The organism is Pseudochelatococcus sp. (genome assembly GCF_050946405.1).
In the GTDB taxonomy this organism is placed as follows: domain Bacteria; phylum Pseudomonadota; class Alphaproteobacteria; order Rhizobiales; family Beijerinckiaceae; genus Pseudochelatococcus.
Genome location: NZ_JBMNUS010000008.1, coordinates 76,964 through 92,916, shown reverse-complemented (window position 1 = coordinate 92,916; position 15,953 = coordinate 76,964). Strand labels below are relative to the sequence as shown.

Here is a 15,953-nt window from a genome sequence, read left to right as displayed (position 1 = left end):
TGCGCCCCGCCGCTGGCGTTCATGCCACCTGCGTCCAGAGCTGGAACAGCAGCCCCGATGCGAAGGCGCCAATCAGGGACAGGCCGATATACACCGCAAAGACCTGTGGCCGCGCCAGCGCCCAGACCGCCATGGCCGCCGGGATCGAGGTGACGCCACCCGCGACGAGAAAGGCCATTCCCGCCCCCGGCGCCATGCCCTGCTCGATCAGCCCGCTGACGAGCGGCAGTGCAGCGTATCCGTTCAGATAGGCCGGCACGCCCACCAGCGTCGCGGTCACGATCGGCAACAACCCCTCGCCTCCGAGCGCGGCGGTGACGGTTTCCGCCGGGATCCACGCAAGCATCAGGCTCTCGAGGATGAATGCCAGCGTCAGCCACTTGGCGAGGAACAGCGTCGTGGTCAGCGCCGTCTTGCCGAACTTCGCCCGGCGGTCCGCATCGGTCCAGAAGCGCCACACCACGGGCTTGGGCGCGCGGATCTTCGCGCCGCCGCAGCCGCCGTTCCCGATCCCGTCGCGCAGCGGGTCGGCGAAGGCGCCGCCCTTCATCATCAGGTGTACCACCGTCCCGCCGAACACGCCCAGCCCGATGGCGGCGAGCGTCTTGGCCACCGCGAACTCGAGGTCGAGCACGCCCGCCGTCAACGCGAACATCGACGGGTCCATGATCGGCGAGGCCAGCCAGAAGGCCATCACCGCCGAGAGCGGCACGCCCATCGCCAGCAGCGCCGCGATCAGCGGGATCACCCCACAGGAGCAGAAGGGCGAGACGCCCCCCGCCAGCGCGCCCAGCCCGATCATCAGGATCGGCGCGCCGGTGAAGGCCTTGGCGATCAGGTTGTCGGCCCCCGTCGCATTGGCCCACGCGGCGATGGCGATCGATAGGATCAGGAACGGCGCCGTGTTCAAGAGCGCGGTGCCCGCGAAGAGCGCAGAATCGGCGGCCTGGGGCGTGTCGAACACCGCCAGCGCGCCAAGGATCAGCGCCGAGGCGAGCCAGACCCGCTGGTCCTGCCACAGGTGGCGCAGAGCGGACCGGAGGCCGGGTGTCGGGAGGGTCGTGTCAGTCATCACCAAATCTCCGGAATTGCAGTTGTTTCAGGGCAAGAAAAAGAGCACGCGCATCTCACGCCGCATCCTCTGAAGAGCGGACCGCAACACCGGCGCAGCATTCTGAGGTCAGGAAGCCTACAACACGGTGCATGGCGGGAAAATCGACCCGGTTGAACACCTCGCGGCCCTTTTTGTCCTGCAGCACCAGCCCCGCATCGACCAGCGTCGAGAGGTGATGCGCCAAGGTCGACGGGGCGAGTCCGAGGTGCTCGCCGATATCGCTGACCCGCAGCCCGTCGTCCCCGGCCTTCACCAGCAAGCGAAAGATCGAAAGGCGGGCATCATGGCCAAGGGCGGCAAGGGCGCGGGCGTTGGGACTGGTCGTGGTCATCACGCCAAAATAACTACACTCCTAGTTTTGTAAATGATTCTTCTGGACGGCCTGGAGCCGCGCCCGGAAGGGATGCCCTGCGTTACGCGTGGGCCCGCAGGCAGCTGGCGCCGCAGGGCTCGCGCTCGACCTGAATCGTGCTGTGCGCGATCCCGAACCCGCGCTCCAACCCCTCGGCAAGGTCGTGCAGCACCGCATCGGTGTCCTGCGCTCCGCTGACCACATGCACCGCGAGCGCCGTGCGGGTGGTCGATAGCGGCCAGATAATGCGCCTTGATCCATATCAACCTCCGTCACCCCCCACGCGCGCATGAGCAGTAAACACTGCTGGCCATCGCCAGGGCGTTGGCTGCGGCCTGCCAAACAGCCTTGCTTATTGCCATTTTCCGCTGCAACCCTTATGCGGCAGTGTAGCGAACCTGGACCTGGAAGCGATTCCGGGTGGCTCTTCCGGCCGCCGATCCGCCGGACAACCACAAGAAAACGGTGCACTTGCACGCCGATCTCGCGCAAGCCGCAGGACCGGTATCGGACAACATTTACATGATCTCACTCGACGTCTACCGCGCCCAGTGGCTGGGCAACATACGCGGCGACCTGCTCGCCGGGCTCGTCGTGGCACTGGCCCTCATTCCCGAGGCAATCGCCTTTTCCATCATCGCGGGGGTCGATCCCAAGGTCGGGCTCTACGCCTCCTTCTCGATCGCTGTCATCACCGCCATCACCGGCGGGCGGCCCGGCATGATTTCCGCTGCGACCGCCGCCACGGCGGTCCTGATGGTCACGCTGGTGCGCGACCACGGACTGCAATACCTGCTGGCCGCGACGGTGCTGGCCGGACTGATCCAGATCGGCGCCGGCGTCCTGAAACTCGGCTTCGTCATGCGCTGGGTGTCGAAATCGGTGATGACCGGCTTCGTCAACGCGCTCGCGATCCTGATCTTCATGGCCCAGCTGCCGGAACTCGACCCGCGGGACGTGACGTGGATCACCTACGCGCTCGTGGCCGCGGGGCTCGCCATCATCTACCTCTTTCCGCTTCTGACCACGGCCATTCCCTCGCCGCTCGTGACCATCGTCGTGCTCACGGGGCTGTCCGTCGCGCTCGGGCTCGACGTGCGGACGGTGGGCGACATGGGCGCGCTGCCCGACACGCTGCCGGTCTTCCTGATCCCGCAGATCCCGCTCAACCTCGAGACGCTGACGATCATTCTGCCCTATTCGGTGGCAGTGGCCGTCGTGGGCCTGCTCGAAAGCCTGATGACACAGAACATCGTCGATGACCTGACCGACACGAAGTCAAACCGGAACCAGGAATGCATCGGTCAGGGGCTGGCGAACACCGCCACCGGCTTCATAGGCGGGATGGCGGGCTGCGCGATGATCGGGCAGTCTATCATCAACGTGAAATCAGGCGGGCGCGGGCGCCTGTCTGCCGCCGCTGCCGGCGTCTTCCTGCTGATCATGGTCGTCGGGCTCGGCGACCTGGTCAGCATCATCCCGATGCCCGCGCTGGTCGCGATCATGATCATGGTGTCGATCGGGACATTCTCCTGGTCGTCGATCAAGGCGCTTCGGGTGCATCCGAAATCGTCGTCCATCGTCATGATCGCGACCGTTGTCACCGTGGTCTACACCCACAACCTCGCCATCGGGGTGCTGGTGGGCGTACTGCTGTCGGGCGTCTTCTTCGCCGGAAAGATCGCGCAGCTGTTCCGCGTGACCTCGGACATAAGCGCGGATGGGCGCGTGCGAACCTACCGCGTCGAGGGCCAGCTGTTCTACGGCTCCGTCGAGGATTTCATGGATGCCTTCGACTTCAAGGAGGCCCCCGAACGCGTCGTGATCGACGTGAGCCGTGCGCATATCTGGGATATCTCCTCGGTTCAGGCGCTCGACATGGCGATCCTGAAATTCCGTCGCGACGGCGCCGAGGTCGAGGTCGTGGGCATGAACGCGGCGACCGAGACCCTGGTCGACCGGCTTGCCATCCATGACAAGCCCGGCGCCATGGACAAGCTGATGAACCATTGAGGGAGGAAAGACCCATGACAGACAAGATCATCGCCCTCGTGGACGGCTCCATCTATTCCGAGAGCGTCTGCCACCACGTCGCCTGGATTGCGCAGCGGACGGCCGCACCGGTCGAGCTGATCCATGTGCTGGGGCGACGCGAGGCCCCGGAAAAGTCGGACCTGTCCGGTGCGATCCGGCTGGGCGCGCGGACGAAGCTGATGGAGGAACTGGCCGAGATCGACGCGCAACGCGCAAAGCTCGTCGGCCATCGGGGTCGCGCGATCCTCGAGGATGCTCGCGCCATCGTGGACCGGGATGGCGTGACCGAGATCACCACCCGACTGCGCCACGGTGACATCGTCGAAGCCATCGGCGAGATCGAGGGCGAAGCGCGAGTAATCGTCATCGGCAAGCGCGGCGAGGCGGCGGATTTCGCGAAGGGACACCTTGGCTCGAACCTGGAACGCATCGTGCGCGCGGCGCATCGACCCGTCTTCGTCGCCGCGCGTGCCTTCAAGCCGATCGAGTCCGTGCTCGTCGCCTATGACGGAGGGCGCTCGGCGATGAAGGCGGTCGATCACATCTCGCGCAGTTCCTTCTTCGCGGACCTGCCTGTCACCGTCGTGACCGTCGGAAACGAGACGCCGGAGGTCACAAAGGGCCTTGCAGACGCCAAGGCCTTGCTTGCCGCTGCCGGGATCGAGGCGCAGACGCGCATCGTGGCCGGGCAACCGGACGAGGAACTGGGCAAGATGGTCGAGAAGGATGGTTTCGGCATGCTTGTGATGGGTGCCTACGGCCACAGCCGCATCCGAAGCCTCGTGATCGGCTCCACCACGACCGAGATGATGCGGTCCTGCAAGGTTCCTGTCCTGCTCTTGCGGTGAGCGCAATGACGGACCCCACTCCGGAGGAGCTGAAGACAGCGTTTCTGCCGCGGCTCCGCGACGAACTGGATGCCTTGCGGTCCGCGTCCGCTCAGACGGCGGCGGACCGCAGACCTGTCGAGCTAGATCAGCAAAGCGTTGGTCGGCTCAGCCGCATGGACGCGATGCAGCAACAGGCCATGGCGGCAGCTCAGGAAACACGGCGACTTGGACGCGTCTGGGCTCTCGAGGCAGCCATCCGTCGAATTGATGCGGGGGAGTTCGGTTGGTGCCACGACTGCGGCGAGTTTATCGGCATGCGTCGGCTCGAACTTGAGCCTACCGTGATGCGGTGTCGAGACTGCGCAGGCTGACGAGGTAAGCGACGCGGCTGCCGCGAATGCACGCCGTGCTCTGTCGAGAGCCAGACAGACCTGGCTTCGGCTGTTCCGACCGGTCGCGCCAGGCCTTACGGCAGGTCACACGCCCGCACCTGGTCGCGCAGTACGACATAGTCGCTCATCATCTCCGCCAGCACCGAGCGTTCAGGCAGCAGCAAGAGCTCGTCGGCCGCACGCGCCTGGAGACCGCGACTGTACTCCACGGCCGGCGGACATGCAGACAAGCCGCCAGGTTCAGAACCGACCGTCGCGCAGCCGCTCAGCAAGCTCGTCGCGGTCGCGAGGGCGGCGAGCTGCCGCTTCCAGCATCTGGCGTTGGACATCATTGGCCTTCTCCGTGGTCTTAAGGCGTTCGGCGAGGCGTCCCGCTCGCTCTCCGGAGCGGCGCAGCGCCAACAGGAACAGGAGCACGGCGAGCGCGATGGCGCCGTAGCGCAGCGCCGCCCACGTCCACGGGCTAGCGGCTAACCCGGTCAGAAGCGCGGCGATCACCGCCGCCCCCGGCGCCAGTCGTCGAGGCGGGCATAGATGGTGACCGCGATGCCACCGAGTGCCACCGCGATGAACACCCAGCGGAGCGTATCGAGATACGGGACCAGCGGCAGGACGGCGCTTTGCGTCTCCGCCAGCACCTGCTGGGCGACTTCCACCCCGGCCGTGCCGAGCGTCGCGACACCCGCCGCCCCGCCGCCCTTCATCGTACGGCTGTCGGCCAGCACCTCCCGCACGGGCGGAGTCTCTGCTGCAAATGCGGTCGCCCGTACCGGGAACCGCTCGCCCCACTGTCGTGCCGGTCCAAGATCGACATGCATGAAACCTGAGCGCGGATAGAAGCCGAAGCCGAGGAACCCGACCTCTCGCGCCGCCGCCTCGAAGGCCACGGGGTCGTGGTTCGCCATGGCGATGTCGAAGGCGGCGCCGTCGAGGTGCTTCGACCGGGTGGCGCCGCCCACGGCGCGGTTGTGCTCGGGGCTGCGATAGGCGGAACGCACGATCAGCGGTTTGCCCAACCGGTCGCGCAGCGCCTGCAGCCTGTCGAGCGCGGGCTCATTGACGAGCAGCTTGCCGGTCCCGCGGCAGGCGATCTCGGCCGGGCTGAAGTTGGGCCAGCGCCACGCGCTTTCCGGAACGTCGCGCCAATGTAGGTGGAAGGTCGTGCTCATGGTGGTCCTCCAAAACGAAAAACCCGCCTCGAGGGCGGGTGTGGGTGAGCTGCTGGTTTGGGGTGTTGAGCGGCTAAAGGCCGCCGCCGAAGATCTTCAGCTTGATGGCTATGCCCGCTAGCAGCGCCAGCATGACGCCGGTGGTGATCATGCGGACGGCCGTCTGCATCGCGGTGCGCCGCACCAGCCGGATGCAGTCCACGAGGGAGCGCAGATCGCGGATGTCGAGCGCGGCCTCGTCGCCGTCGAGGCCGACATCGGCCAGTGCGCGCTTCGCGCCTTCCTCGGCCGCCCGGGTCAGGATCGCCTCGAACTCGGCGTCGGGCATGCGCACGAAGCCCTCGGATCGGGGTGGTGTCATCGGATCTTCCTTCCGCCGCTCAGCCGACCTTGCAGCCCCAGAAGGCCGTGTGGTCTGCCGCGAAGTAGCCATCCGCGACCCGGAAATACCCCTGCAGCTCGACGGTATCTCCCGCAGTGAGCGGCACCATGGTCTGCAGCCAGATCGCGGTGGCGAGCGAGACATGGGTGGCGGAGATCTCGCCGAAGGAGCCGCGGACTTCCGTCGTGCCGTTCAGCACGAGCCGCCCGCGCATGCGCGCCGTCGTGCTGGAGTTCACCTTGTAGAGGAGCGTCGCGCCGAAGAGGTAGGTGCCGTCCAAGGGGGCCACGAAGTGGTTGTTCGCGGCGTCAAAGGCTCCCTGATCGTTATAGTCGGTGTTGTTGAGGCCGATCTTCGTCCAGGTCCCGACGCCCACGTAGTTGTCGTAGTTCGTGTATGCCTTGAAACGCGGCAGCCGGGGCTGGTCGACGATGCCGGTGGCGTTGTCGACGCTGAGCCCGTCGAAGAAGGTACTGCCGTCGGCCGAAACCGCGAGACGGAAGCGGTCGGAGCCGAAGAGACCCACCAGCGCCTTGGTGACGAAGCCGGTCTGCAGCGTCAGGCCGAGATCGTCGCCAGCGGCCTCCTTGTTCATGGTGTAGAACAGATCGCCGGTGCCACCCTCGGCGACGGTCTTCGCGGTCCAGAGTGCCGCGTTCAGCTTGGCCGAGAACGGGTTCGACGCATCTGCCGTCGTGCCCAACCCTAGCAGCGCCATGTTCTGCAGCGCCGTGGGCGTGGTGCCGACCCAGTCCGCGCCGTCATAGACCAGCAGCAGGCCCTCGTCCTCGACCCATGCCCGCCACCCGCTCCGCGGCGGCAGACGCAGCCACGCGCCGTCGGTCCAGAGCGCCACGTTCAGGTCCCAGCCCGCCCAGTCGCCGGTCGCGCCGGAGGCGACGATGTAGCGGTCGCCATCGGCGGGCGAACCGGGCGGCGCGGTCAGGTCTCGGTCGAGAACCGAGAGCTGGACGAGCCCGTCGAGGATCCGCAGCGCCTCGTTGTGGGTGACATGCTTCTGGGCCTGCGCCGCCAGGATGTAGGGCAGCAGGAGATGGGTCGTGGCGTCGGACATGGGATGGCCTTCAGAGTATCAGCGTGACGGTTTTCTGCGCGCCCCGTCCCACGAGGGCGGAGAGCTGGTAGATGCGGATGTCTAGCGTGTCGCCGGGCCCGAGCGGCCCGCCCCAGTCGGGGGTCTGCTGGTCGGCGGTGTAGACCGCGCTGGTGGTGGCCGTGCTCAGCACCCGCTTCACGGTCACGCCATCAAGAATCTCGACCTCGTAGGCTTCCAGTTCCTCGGCCAGCGGCACCTCAAGCCCGCCCCAGCTGTCCGAAGCCAGTGCGCGGGACCGGCGTGTCCAGCGGATCGTCAGATCGCCGGGGGTGCGGGGGCGATGCCAAGGCTGCTCAACATGCGCGACCGAGAACGGCCGCAGCCCCACGCCCGCGGACGTGAAGGTCTGCCCCACATAGGTCTCGTCGCTGACCGGGCGGCTCGCCGGGCCGATGCGCCAGTTCCACGGGATTCCAAGATCGGCCTCAGCGATCGGCAGGGACGCCAGCGCAGTGTCCAGCACCACGACCCGCGCGCCTGCGGGCGCCGGATTGCCCATGGCGCCCTCGGTGCCGCGCTGACCGCGCAGCAAGCGGGTCAGCCGGTAGCGGCCGGGCGCGAGCAGCTCGGCCGCGCCCGCCTGCACGATTTCCCAGGTGCCGTGCGCGCTCTCGATGGCCAGCGCGTTCGCCCCGCCGAACAGGGTGAGGTCCGTGATGCTTTCCAGCGTGCCGGTCAGCAAGTCGACCACCAGCGCATTGCCGAGATCGAAGCGCGACGTCGGCCCCGGGTAGAAGTCCGAGACCAGCGTCCCCATCCGCGCCCGGCCGCCGAACGTGGTCAGCAGTTCGAAGCCATCGGTCGCGGGGCTGCGGAACACCGCCAGCTCGCCGGGCCAGGGAACCGCATGCGCAGCCACCAGCGGCCGGTGTGCGGGCTGGTCCTCGGTCAGCTGCGGCAGGTCCATCAGCACCGCATCCGGCGCGCCGAACACGACGGCCCGCGTCAATGACGCGGCGCGGGGATCGCCGGGCGGCAGATCGTAAGTCGCGCGGTCCTGGCGCACCGCCTCGATACCGCGCGCCTCGGCATCGGCGATGGAGACGAGCCGCAGATCGACCAGCCGCCCGTCATGCGCGAGCCGGATCGCGTCGGCCGGATCGAGCGCGAGGCGCGAGGGCGGCAGACGGAACGCCGCCGTCTCGCGACCCACCCACGCCTCCATCAGCGCGCGGCGGCAGCGGCGTTCGGCCTCCTCGGGCGGCACCGCCATCGGGAAGGACTCGGAGGCGATCCGGGTCGTGTCGACCGTGATGCGCCGCGCCTCGACGAGGGCGGCGTCGTAATCCTCGTCGGCCCGCGCGACCTGCCACTTCAGCGCTTGCGGCAGTTCGGTCTCCTGGCCGCGGGTCAGTTCCAGCAGGTCGCCCTCGCGGGCAGCCACCAGATCGTCGGGCGCGAGGGTGGCGACGGAGGCACGGCCACGCATGATGAAGCGGATCACGCCCTCGGTCTCAACAGCGTCGAAGCCGAAGTGGCGCGACAGCGTGGTGATCGAGGCGCGCGGGCTTTCCAGCGCCGTGATGGCGTAGCCTTCGACCGCGCCCCAGAGCCCGGTGACGTCGATACGTGCCTCGGGTAGCCCGGCGCGCAGACAGAGATGCCGGACCAGAGCCGCCAGCGACACCGCGCCCAGCCGCCCTGTCAGCCAGTGGCCGAGGCGCCAGTTCGCCCCGTCGGTCCAGACGTCGGTCAGCGCCGGGAAGAAGGGATATGGTCGCGCGTCCCAGGTCCAGGCGGCGCATTCGGGGACGTGCACCATACGGCCGCCGTAGACCGAGGACAGCGGGTTGTTCGCGGCCTCGCCCCACCAGAGGTACGTCGCCTCGAGATAGGCGCGCTGGATGGCGTCATCGCGCCAGCCCCGCGAGAAATGCGGCGTGAAGCTCTCCGACGACTTCGGGTCGAAGAAGACGTTGGGCTGGTTGGTGCCCCGGTCGATGGCGGGACAGCCGAGCTCGGTGAACCAGATCGGCTTCGACTGCGGCGTCCATGCCGTCGGCGTCCCGCTTTCCACTCCGCCCGGACGGTCGTAATGGGCGTTCGACCACCAGGCGCGCAGATCCTTGTAGCGGAAGACCCAGGGTTTGCTGGCGGCACCGTCGGTGATCGGGGTCCGGACCTGCGCCGACCGATCGGCGGCGCTGGCATAGAACCAGTCGAAACCTTCTCCGCCGGCGATGTTCGCCTGCAGATAGGCCCGGTCGTAGATCGCGGGCCAGCCCTCGGCCGCGTCGGCATGCTCGAAGCCGCCCCGCCAGTCCGACAGCGGCATGTAGTTGTCGATCCCGACGAAATCGATCTCCGGATCGGCCCAGAGCGGATCGAGATGGAAGAACACGTCCCCCGAACCATCGCCCGGCTGGTGCCCGAAATACTCGCTCCAGTCCGCCGCATAGCCAATCTTCGTCTCCGACCCGAGGATCGAGCGGACATCCGCGAGCAGGTCCCGATAGGCCTGCACCGCCGGATAGCTGCTGGCGCCCGAGCGGATCGTCGTCAGCCCCGGCATCTCGGTGCCGATGAGGAACGCATCGACCCCGCCCGCCGCGGTACAGAGATGGGCGTAGTGCAGCACCATGCGCCGCAGGCCCCAGTCGCCGGGCGTGCCGGTCCACGAAACCGACTGACCCAAGACGCTGAAGCTGGCGGGCGTGGCCGCGCCGAACAGCGCCGCGACCTGGCTTGCGGCCGTGGCGGTCTTGTCCACGGTCCCGGCGTAGCCCGCCGCCGGAGAACAGGTGATCCGGCCCCTCCAGGGGAACGCAGGCTGGCCGGTCTCCGCGGCGTTGTCGGAATACGGGTTCGGCAGCGTGTTGCCGGGCGGCACGTCCATCAGGATGAATGGATAGAAGGTCACCCGCAGCCCGCGCGCCTTCATCTCCTGGATCGCCTGCACCACCGCGAAGTCGGACGGCGTGCCGCCATAGACGGGGCGATCCTGATCGTCGCGGCTGACGAGAAATGCACCTGCGCGGCTGACGCCATTCACCGACCAGCTGGCGGGCGTGGTCGACTTGGCCGAGACCTCGACGCCCGGCCGCACCTTGCAGGAGCCCGCGCGCAGGTCGTCGCCGAACCACGCCACGACGAGGCTGACGCTCTCGACCGCCGGGGCCATCGCCTGCAGCCGGTCCAGCGACTCCACCATGTCGGTGGAGTCGGCCAGCGCGTTCAGGTTCTCGGGCACCGTCGCGCCGCCATCGGTCTTGCGGATGGCCTGCGTCGCGTAGGTGAACTCGCCGGAGGCCGGGATCATGGTGACGGCGCGGGTCAGCCCCTCGGCGGTGTCAGGATCGGCGAGCGGCCGGAACACCTCAAAGGACAGTTGCGGCAGGCGGTTGCCGTAGGTCGAGAGCGCCAGTTCCTCGAAGACGACATAGGCGGTGCCGCGGTAGGCGGGCGTGCTGGCGGCACCCATCCTGGCTACGATGAACGGATCGGCGGTCTGCGCCTCGTCGCCAGGATACCAGCGCCAGGTAACGCCGGAGAGGTCCATCGGCTTTCCGTCGGCCCAGATGCGGCCGATCCCGGTGATCGGCCCTTCGCAGAGCGCCACGGCGAAAGAGGCGTAGTAGAGATACTCAGTCGTCTTGACCTTGCCGCCCCCGCCGCCTTTGCCACCGCCCTGCGTTGTGGTCTTCGTCTCCTCGCGGAAATCCGTCGCCCAGATGATGTTGCCGCCCATGCGCATGCGCCCATAGAGCCGCGGGATCACCGCGCCCTCGGTGGCCGAGGTGATGCGCAGCGTGTCGAGCCGCGCGCCCTCGATGCGCTGGGTCGGCGCCAGCGACGAGATGATCCAGCTGTCGACGACCGAGCCGATGCTCGAGCCGATGAAGCCGCCGATGGTCGCGGCGCTCACGCCGAGGATCGCCCCGCCGATCGAACCGCCGATGGCGGCGCCGGCTGCACCGAGAATGAGGGTGGCCATGTCGAGGTCTCAGCGTTGCGGAAACAAGAAGGCGAAGGCGACGCGCCGCCGCCAGGATGGGTTGAGCGGTTCCTCGATCACGCCGAGCCGCTCATAGGCGTGGAGGAAGGAGCCGGGACCGGTTAGGATCCCGACATGCTTGGCGATGGCGCGGGGCTTCATGCGGTAGAGCACCAGCGCGCCCGGACCGGCTGCCGCGGGTTCCACCTCGACCATCATGGCGCGCGCGCCCTCGGCCAGCACCTCTCGCGGGCCGGTCTCGCCCCAATCGCGGCTGTATGCCGGGATCGGAAACGGTTCGGGCCCGACGACCTCGCGCCAGACGCCCCGGGCCAGTCCGAGGCAGTCACAGCCGACGCCCCGGAGGCTCGCCTGGTCGTGGTACGGCGTGCCGAGCCAGGAGCGTGCGGCGGCGATGACGCGCGCGGGATCGGCGGTGGCTCTCGTGCATCGCGATGCGATGCACTGCCGCCCGTCGTTTCCGCTGGAAACGACGTTGGTCACAGCACGCCGCCCTCGTGCCCGCCATCCTTGGTGGCATAGCGCAGCACCGCGTCTTGGCCGGGAATGTGCGGAAAGCCGCGGAAGTTGGCGGTGTTGGCGAACTTCGCCCCGCAGCTCTCGATCCGTTTGTCGCAGCCCGCACGGATCGTGAAGCCGTCACCCTCGGCGATGGCGCGCACTGGCGCCTCGAGCAGGGTCAGCACCGCGATGCCGTCGGTCACGTCGTGGCCCAGCACTTCGGTGCGCCGCCCCGCGTTCGCGCCGCTCGTCCAGTCCAGCGTGCCGAAAGTGAACCAGCTGGCCTCGAACCCGCCGAGCCCCGATGCGGTGAAGGCGCGGTCGCGTAGAAGGTCGATCACCGTACCGGTGGCTTTGTAGGTCGGATCCTCCAGATCGACCCCACAGCGCGCGTCGCCGAGCGCGGCGTCGCAGGTCGCCTGGAAGGTCCGCCCGACCGTCTGGCCGAGTACATGCTCGAGCGAGCGGACCTCAGCTACAAAGGCGAGCCGCCCGCGTCGGATCTGGCCGATGGCGCCGCGCCGCATCAGCACGCGCTGGCCGGTGTCCGCCCAGTTCACCCGCCAGACCTCGACCTCGGCGTTGTCCCAGCGGCCGTCAAGAATGTCGGTCTCGGTGATGCGGTCCGAGGTCAGCACGCCTTCCGCGTCCTGCGCATCGACCGACAGGTCCGAGCCCGAGCGAACCTCGGACGCCGTCAGCCCGCTTTCCGGCTCGAAATCCGTCCCATCGAAGGTCAGCGTGCGGTCATGGTCGGTGAAACCGAAGGTGACGCCATCGGCGCGACTGATCCGCCAGCACCAGGCGAGCGTGGTCGTGCCCTCGTCGAGATGGGCCTGCAGGGCGGGAACGAGAGTCTTCATCGTCGCAGTTCCAGCAGCGGAATGGAGGTGATCGAACCGAGCCGCTCGAGGTCGAGCGTTACGTCGAGCGCGTCGGTGTCGAAGCGGACCGGCACGTCGAACTCGAACCCCGCGGTGATCGCGACGCCAGCGCCCGGTGCTGCGCTGAAGGTCACGACGCCGGTGGCGGTGTCGACTGACCAGCCGGACAGCTGCTCGACCCCGCCGAGAGCGGTGCGCACGGTGCCCGCCACTGGCTTGGCGATGGCGCGCGACCAGGATTGCTCCCCGGAGGCATATCGCTTGACCAGCTGAAAGGCGGTCGTCGTGCCGTCGCCGGTGCCTATGGCCTGGTCGGCGGGCGATGACGTGCCCGAGGGAAGACAGGACTTGTGGTCGGCCCAGTCCTTGAAGCGGAAGCCGTGGAGCCGACCGTTCCGCGCCTCGAAGAAGGCCACGACCGCCGCCAGATCGTCGGCGCGGCGGATGCCATAGGCCACATCATAGCGGCGGCGCGAATTCGCCCAGCTGGCGTTGCGCTCCTCGTCGCCCGAGGCGAGCTCGACGATCTGCGTGCGCCGCTCGGGCCCGCCCCGCGCGCCGCGGCTGATGTTGTCGGGGAACCGGACCTCGTGAAACGCCATCAAGTCTCTCCATGGTTCGCGCTCTGGCCCCCGCAACCGGTTCCCACTTGCGGGGTCGCACTCACATACCCCTCCGCCCGAGCGACACGGCGCGGGCGATGTCTGCCGCGACCTGTGTGCGGGACTGCCGAAAGCTCTCGGCGTCGCGGGCCATGATCGTGACGTTGACGCCACCACCCGCGCCGTAGCTCTGCGCCTCCCGCCGCGACAGCACCCGCTCACCGCGCTGCAGGATCGCGGGCACTTCGTCGTGACGAAGCCCCGCCATGCCGCCGCCATGCATTCGGGGTGCCGCGGCGAAGGCCATGGCCGGGACCATGCGCGAGGGCCCGGCCGATCCGACCATCCCGCCCGCATGCAGGACGTTGGCGAATATGCCGCCCGCGCCGGAGAACACGCCGGAGAGCGCGTTCGCGATCGGCCCGAGGATGAACCGGCGCGCCGCGAGCTGGGCGAGATCGGCCAGCAGCGAGGTGACGAGGTCGCGGAAGTTCAGCTTGCCTGTCTTCACGAACTCGCCGACGGCGTTCTCGGCCGACTGGAAGGCGCCGACGAGGCTCTGGCCGATATCGCCACCGATGTCGCGGGCCTTGCTGGCGTAGTCCGACAGCGCCGCCGTGACCGCCTGCCAACCGGTGACGGCAGCCTCGGTCGCGGGCTCTGCCGCAGCGGCGGCAGCTCCGGCCGCCGCACCGGCGCCCGTCGCGGCGCGTCCGGCATCGCCGAGCGCCGTCTCCAGCCGCTCGGCCGCGCCGGTGGCCTCGGTCAGCGCATCGGCACTGGCCTCGTCGGTGCCGCGCACGGCATCGCGCAGGGCTTGCCAGCTTTCGAGGGGCGCGCGGGCCCCTTCGGCCAGATCGCGCGCGGCGCCGCGATAGAGGTTCGCGGATTCGAGCGCGCGGTTCGCAGCCTCGGCCAAACCGAGATCGGGCGCGGTGAGCGGATTGTCCTCGAACGCACGGTCGAACGCCGCCTGCGCCGCCGTCGTGGCAGCACTGGCCGCGCCCTCGAAGCGGTTCTCGATCTCGCCGAGGTCGAGGTCGGGCACCAGCGAGATTCGGCGCTCCGACCCCAGCGCTTCGAGCCCCTGGTTGATGCCGCCGATGAAGCCGTTGATGCGCGAGACCACGCCGTTCAGCATCCCCTCGACGCCATCGACCAGGCTGTTCGCGGCCTGGAACGCCAGATCGCCGATGGCGGCGGGCAGCAGACCCCAGATCGCCTTGATGGCTTCATACGCGCCTTCAAACGTGTTCGCGGCCGTGTTGCCGAAAGCCACGACGCTCTCGATGGCGCTCTGCATGCCCGACGCGGCGTCGGCCTTGAGGTCGAAAAACATCGCCGTCGCGGCCGCGCCCGCCGCCGCCGCGCCCATCCTGATGCGTTCCCAGACCTCGACCGCGAGGTCCTTCAGGAGCGACATCGCTTCTCCGAAACCGCCGGCGCCGGAGACGAGCCGGGTGAACTGGTAAACGAGTTCGCCGGCGCCGACGATCAGCGCCCCGATGCCGGTGCGGATGAGCGCGCCCCGCAGCACGACCAGCGCGGTGGCGAGACCGCGGACGGAGATCGCCGCAGCCGCCACGCCGGCCACCCAGCGGCCCGCGAGGAACGCCGCGAAGGTGGCGGCATAGGTGGTCAGGCGGCCGATATTGTCGAAGAGACCGCGGATCGCGATCCCGAGCGGACCGGTGCGGCTGGCGACCGCCGCCATGGCGTCGGCGACGGCTTCGAGCGCAGGCGCCGCGGCGACGGCCAGCTGGTTCGACAGCCCGCGCCAGATCAGCCCGAGCCGGGAGATGGCGTCGTTTGTCCGCTCGATCTGATCGGCGTCCTGCTCCGAGATCACGACACCGAAGGCAAGCACGTCCTCCGTCGCCTGGCGCAGCGTCGCGGTGTCGATCCGGCTCATCGCGATGGAGCCTTCCTCGCCGAATAGCTGCCCTGCGACCGCCGCGCGCTCGGCGGCGGGCACGAAGCTCTCGATGGCGGCGTTGATCGCGCCGACGCGCTGGTCCAGCGGCAGCGCGATCAGCTCGTTGGCCGACAGCCCGAGCCGGTCCAGCGCATCGGCGGCGGGGCCGGTCCCGGCGGCCGCCTGGCTTAGACGGCGCGTCAGATCCTTCGTCGCCTGCTCGATGCCGGACATGGACACGCCCGCCAGCTCGCCCGCCCGCTCCAGCGTCTGGATCGAGGCGACAGTGGTGCCGAGGGACTGCGCGAGCTTGGCCTGTGCATCGACGGTCTGCAGCCCGGACCGGATCATCGCCACGCCAGCGGCGGCGGCGGCCGCTACGGCAGCAGCGGCAGCGACCCGGACCCGGCGGGAAAACGCAGCGAGCCGGGCGTTCGCCGCTTCCATCTCCCGGCTCAGCCGTCCGAAGCCGCGCGACCCCGCTTCGCCTACGCCCTCCAGTTCGGCGCGCACCTGCCGTCCGCCCACGGCCGCGAGGCGGACGCTGACCCTCTTCTCAGCCATGGGAGTGATCCATCTGTTCGTTGAGTTTTGCGACCATCACCGCCTCGATGACGGGCAGCAGTTCGGCCATGGCGAGCGGCGGCACGCCGAGCGCGTCACCGAGCGCCAGCGCCGCCGACATGTCCCAGCCGATCACGGCGCC

16 protein-coding genes and 1 other annotated feature are annotated in these 15,953 nt (G+C 68.7%); of the genes, 3 read left to right on the top strand and 13 right to left on the bottom strand.

Annotated elements, in window-relative coordinates:
- Window positions 1-19: 19 nt before the first annotated feature.
- The 3 genes from ACOYJQ_RS13015 to ACOYJQ_RS13005 form a co-directional block, all read right to left on the bottom strand.
- On the bottom strand, window positions 20-1,072 hold the full coding sequence (locus ACOYJQ_RS13015) for a permease (protein ID WP_433458978.1): 1,053 nt from the start codon (window positions 1,070-1,072) through the stop codon (window positions 20-22).
- Window positions 1,073-1,127: 55 nt separating this feature from the next.
- The gene (locus ACOYJQ_RS13010) at window positions 1,128-1,445 is read right to left on the bottom strand and encodes an ArsR/SmtB family transcription factor (RefSeq protein WP_433458977.1); all 318 of its coding nucleotides are present in this window, start codon (window positions 1,443-1,445) and stop codon (window positions 1,128-1,130) included.
- Window positions 1,446-1,527: 82 nt separating this feature from the next.
- On the bottom strand, window positions 1,528-1,674 hold the full coding sequence (locus ACOYJQ_RS13005) for a hypothetical protein (protein ID WP_433458976.1): 147 nt from the start codon (window positions 1,672-1,674) through the stop codon (window positions 1,528-1,530).
- A 189-nt stretch (window positions 1,675-1,863) separates the two neighbouring features.
- Window positions 1,864-1,920: a sequence feature (sul1 is cis-regulatory element that is thought to sense ions involved in sulfur or methionine metabolism; They are found in Alphaproteobacteria), on the top strand.
- 68 nt (window positions 1,921-1,988) lie between these two features.
- On the opposite strand from ACOYJQ_RS13005, the gene ACOYJQ_RS13000 reads away from it, so the two are divergent.
- The 3 genes from ACOYJQ_RS13000 to ACOYJQ_RS12990 are packed head-to-tail and all read left to right on the top strand — an operon-like array spanning window position 1,989 to window position 4,701.
- Entirely contained in the window at window positions 1,989-3,479 is a 1,491-nt protein-coding gene (locus ACOYJQ_RS13000; protein WP_010399398.1) for a SulP family inorganic anion transporter, read from the top strand.
- 14 nt (window positions 3,480-3,493) lie between these two features.
- The gene (locus tag ACOYJQ_RS12995; protein ID WP_152367106.1) at window positions 3,494-4,348 is read left to right on the top strand and encodes a universal stress protein; all 855 of its coding nucleotides are present in this window, start codon (window positions 3,494-3,496) and stop codon (window positions 4,346-4,348) included.
- Between the two features lie 5 nt (window positions 4,349-4,353).
- Window positions 4,354-4,701, top strand: coding sequence for a TraR/DksA family transcriptional regulator (locus ACOYJQ_RS12990; RefSeq protein WP_010399400.1), 348 nt, complete (start codon window positions 4,354-4,356; stop codon window positions 4,699-4,701).
- A gap of 261 nt (window positions 4,702-4,962) precedes the next feature.
- Here ACOYJQ_RS12990 and ACOYJQ_RS12985 read toward each other — a convergent pair whose 3' ends face one another.
- The 10 genes from ACOYJQ_RS12985 to ACOYJQ_RS12940 form a co-directional block, all read right to left on the bottom strand.
- Complete coding sequence (locus ACOYJQ_RS12985; RefSeq protein WP_433458974.1) at window positions 4,963-5,220, bottom strand: hypothetical protein; 258 nt, start codon at window positions 5,218-5,220, stop codon at window positions 4,963-4,965.
- A complete protein-coding gene (locus ACOYJQ_RS12980; protein ID WP_433458973.1) occupies window positions 5,217-5,891 on the bottom strand; it encodes a YcbK family protein in 675 nt (224 codons plus the stop codon). Before ACOYJQ_RS12980 ends, ACOYJQ_RS12985 begins: the two co-directional genes overlap by 4 nt.
- A 73-nt stretch (window positions 5,892-5,964) precedes the next feature.
- Window positions 5,965-6,252, bottom strand: coding sequence for a DUF6127 family protein (locus ACOYJQ_RS12975; RefSeq protein WP_433458972.1), 288 nt, complete (start codon window positions 6,250-6,252; stop codon window positions 5,965-5,967).
- Between the two features lie 19 nt (window positions 6,253-6,271).
- Entirely contained in the window at window positions 6,272-7,348 is a 1,077-nt protein-coding gene (locus ACOYJQ_RS12970) for a DUF2793 domain-containing protein (protein WP_433458971.1), read from the bottom strand.
- A 10-nt stretch (window positions 7,349-7,358) separates the two neighbouring features.
- Window positions 7,359-11,324 (bottom strand): baseplate multidomain protein megatron, encoded by a 3,966-nt coding sequence (locus tag ACOYJQ_RS12965; RefSeq protein ID WP_433458970.1) that lies wholly within the window; start codon window positions 11,322-11,324, stop codon window positions 7,359-7,361.
- 9 nt (window positions 11,325-11,333) lie between these two features.
- Entirely contained in the window at window positions 11,334-11,828 is a 495-nt protein-coding gene (locus ACOYJQ_RS12960; RefSeq protein ID WP_433458969.1) for an NlpC/P60 family protein, read from the bottom strand.
- Window positions 11,825-12,709, bottom strand: a complete 885-nt coding sequence (locus ACOYJQ_RS12955; RefSeq protein ID WP_433458967.1) for a DUF2163 domain-containing protein — start codon at window positions 12,707-12,709, stop codon at window positions 11,825-11,827. The genes ACOYJQ_RS12960 and ACOYJQ_RS12955 overlap by 4 nt, the downstream gene beginning before the upstream one ends.
- Window positions 12,706-13,332: a phage distal tail protein, Rcc01695 family gene (locus ACOYJQ_RS12950; RefSeq protein ID WP_433458966.1), complete on the bottom strand. Its 627-nt coding sequence runs from the start codon at window positions 13,330-13,332 to the stop codon at window positions 12,706-12,708. Before ACOYJQ_RS12950 ends, ACOYJQ_RS12955 begins: the two co-directional genes overlap by 4 nt.
- 61 nt (window positions 13,333-13,393) lie before the next feature.
- The gene (locus ACOYJQ_RS12945; RefSeq protein WP_433458964.1) at window positions 13,394-15,811 is read right to left on the bottom strand and encodes a phage tail tape measure C-terminal domain-containing protein; all 2,418 of its coding nucleotides are present in this window, start codon (window positions 15,809-15,811) and stop codon (window positions 13,394-13,396) included.
- Window positions 15,804-15,947 carry a DUF7697 family protein gene (locus tag ACOYJQ_RS12940; RefSeq protein WP_165093516.1) on the bottom strand — a complete coding sequence of 48 codons (144 nt, stop codon included), beginning with the start codon at window positions 15,945-15,947 and terminating at the stop codon, window positions 15,804-15,806. The genes ACOYJQ_RS12945 and ACOYJQ_RS12940 overlap by 8 nt, the downstream gene beginning before the upstream one ends.
- Between the last annotated feature and the right edge of the window lie 6 nt (window positions 15,948-15,953).

Excerpts from the sequence above, each read along its gene's own strand:
- ACOYJQ_RS12995 (WP_152367106.1), top strand. The coding sequence starts at position 3,494 with ATGACAGACAAGATCATCGCCCTCGTGGACGGCTCCATCTATTCCGAG.
- ACOYJQ_RS12990 (WP_010399400.1), top strand. The coding sequence starts at position 4,354 with ATGACGGACCCCACTCCGGAGGAGCTGAAGACAGCGTTTCTGCCGCGG.
- ACOYJQ_RS13010 (WP_433458977.1), bottom strand. The coding sequence starts at position 1,445 with ATGACCACGACCAGTCCCAACGCCCGCGCCCTTGCCGCCCTTGGCCAT.
- ACOYJQ_RS12965 (WP_433458970.1), bottom strand. The coding sequence starts at position 11,324 with ATGGCCACCCTCATTCTCGGTGCAGCCGGCGCCGCCATCGGCGGTTCG.
- ACOYJQ_RS12955 (WP_433458967.1), bottom strand. The coding sequence starts at position 12,709 with ATGAAGACTCTCGTTCCCGCCCTGCAGGCCCATCTCGACGAGGGCACG.
- ACOYJQ_RS12945 (WP_433458964.1), bottom strand. The coding sequence starts at position 15,811 with ATGGCTGAGAAGAGGGTCAGCGTCCGCCTCGCGGCCGTGGGCGGACGG.
- ACOYJQ_RS13015 (WP_433458978.1), bottom strand. The coding sequence starts at position 1,072 with ATGACTGACACGACCCTCCCGACACCCGGCCTCCGGTCCGCTCTGCGC.
- ACOYJQ_RS12950 (WP_433458966.1), bottom strand. The coding sequence starts at position 13,332 with ATGGCGTTTCACGAGGTCCGGTTCCCCGACAACATCAGCCGCGGCGCG.
- ACOYJQ_RS12975 (WP_433458972.1), bottom strand. The coding sequence starts at position 6,252 with ATGACACCACCCCGATCCGAGGGCTTCGTGCGCATGCCCGACGCCGAG.
- ACOYJQ_RS13000 (WP_010399398.1), top strand. The coding sequence starts at position 1,989 with ATGATCTCACTCGACGTCTACCGCGCCCAGTGGCTGGGCAACATACGC.
- ACOYJQ_RS12980 (WP_433458973.1), bottom strand. The coding sequence starts at position 5,891 with ATGAGCACGACCTTCCACCTACATTGGCGCGACGTTCCGGAAAGCGCG.
- ACOYJQ_RS12970 (WP_433458971.1), bottom strand. The coding sequence starts at position 7,348 with ATGTCCGACGCCACGACCCATCTCCTGCTGCCCTACATCCTGGCGGCG.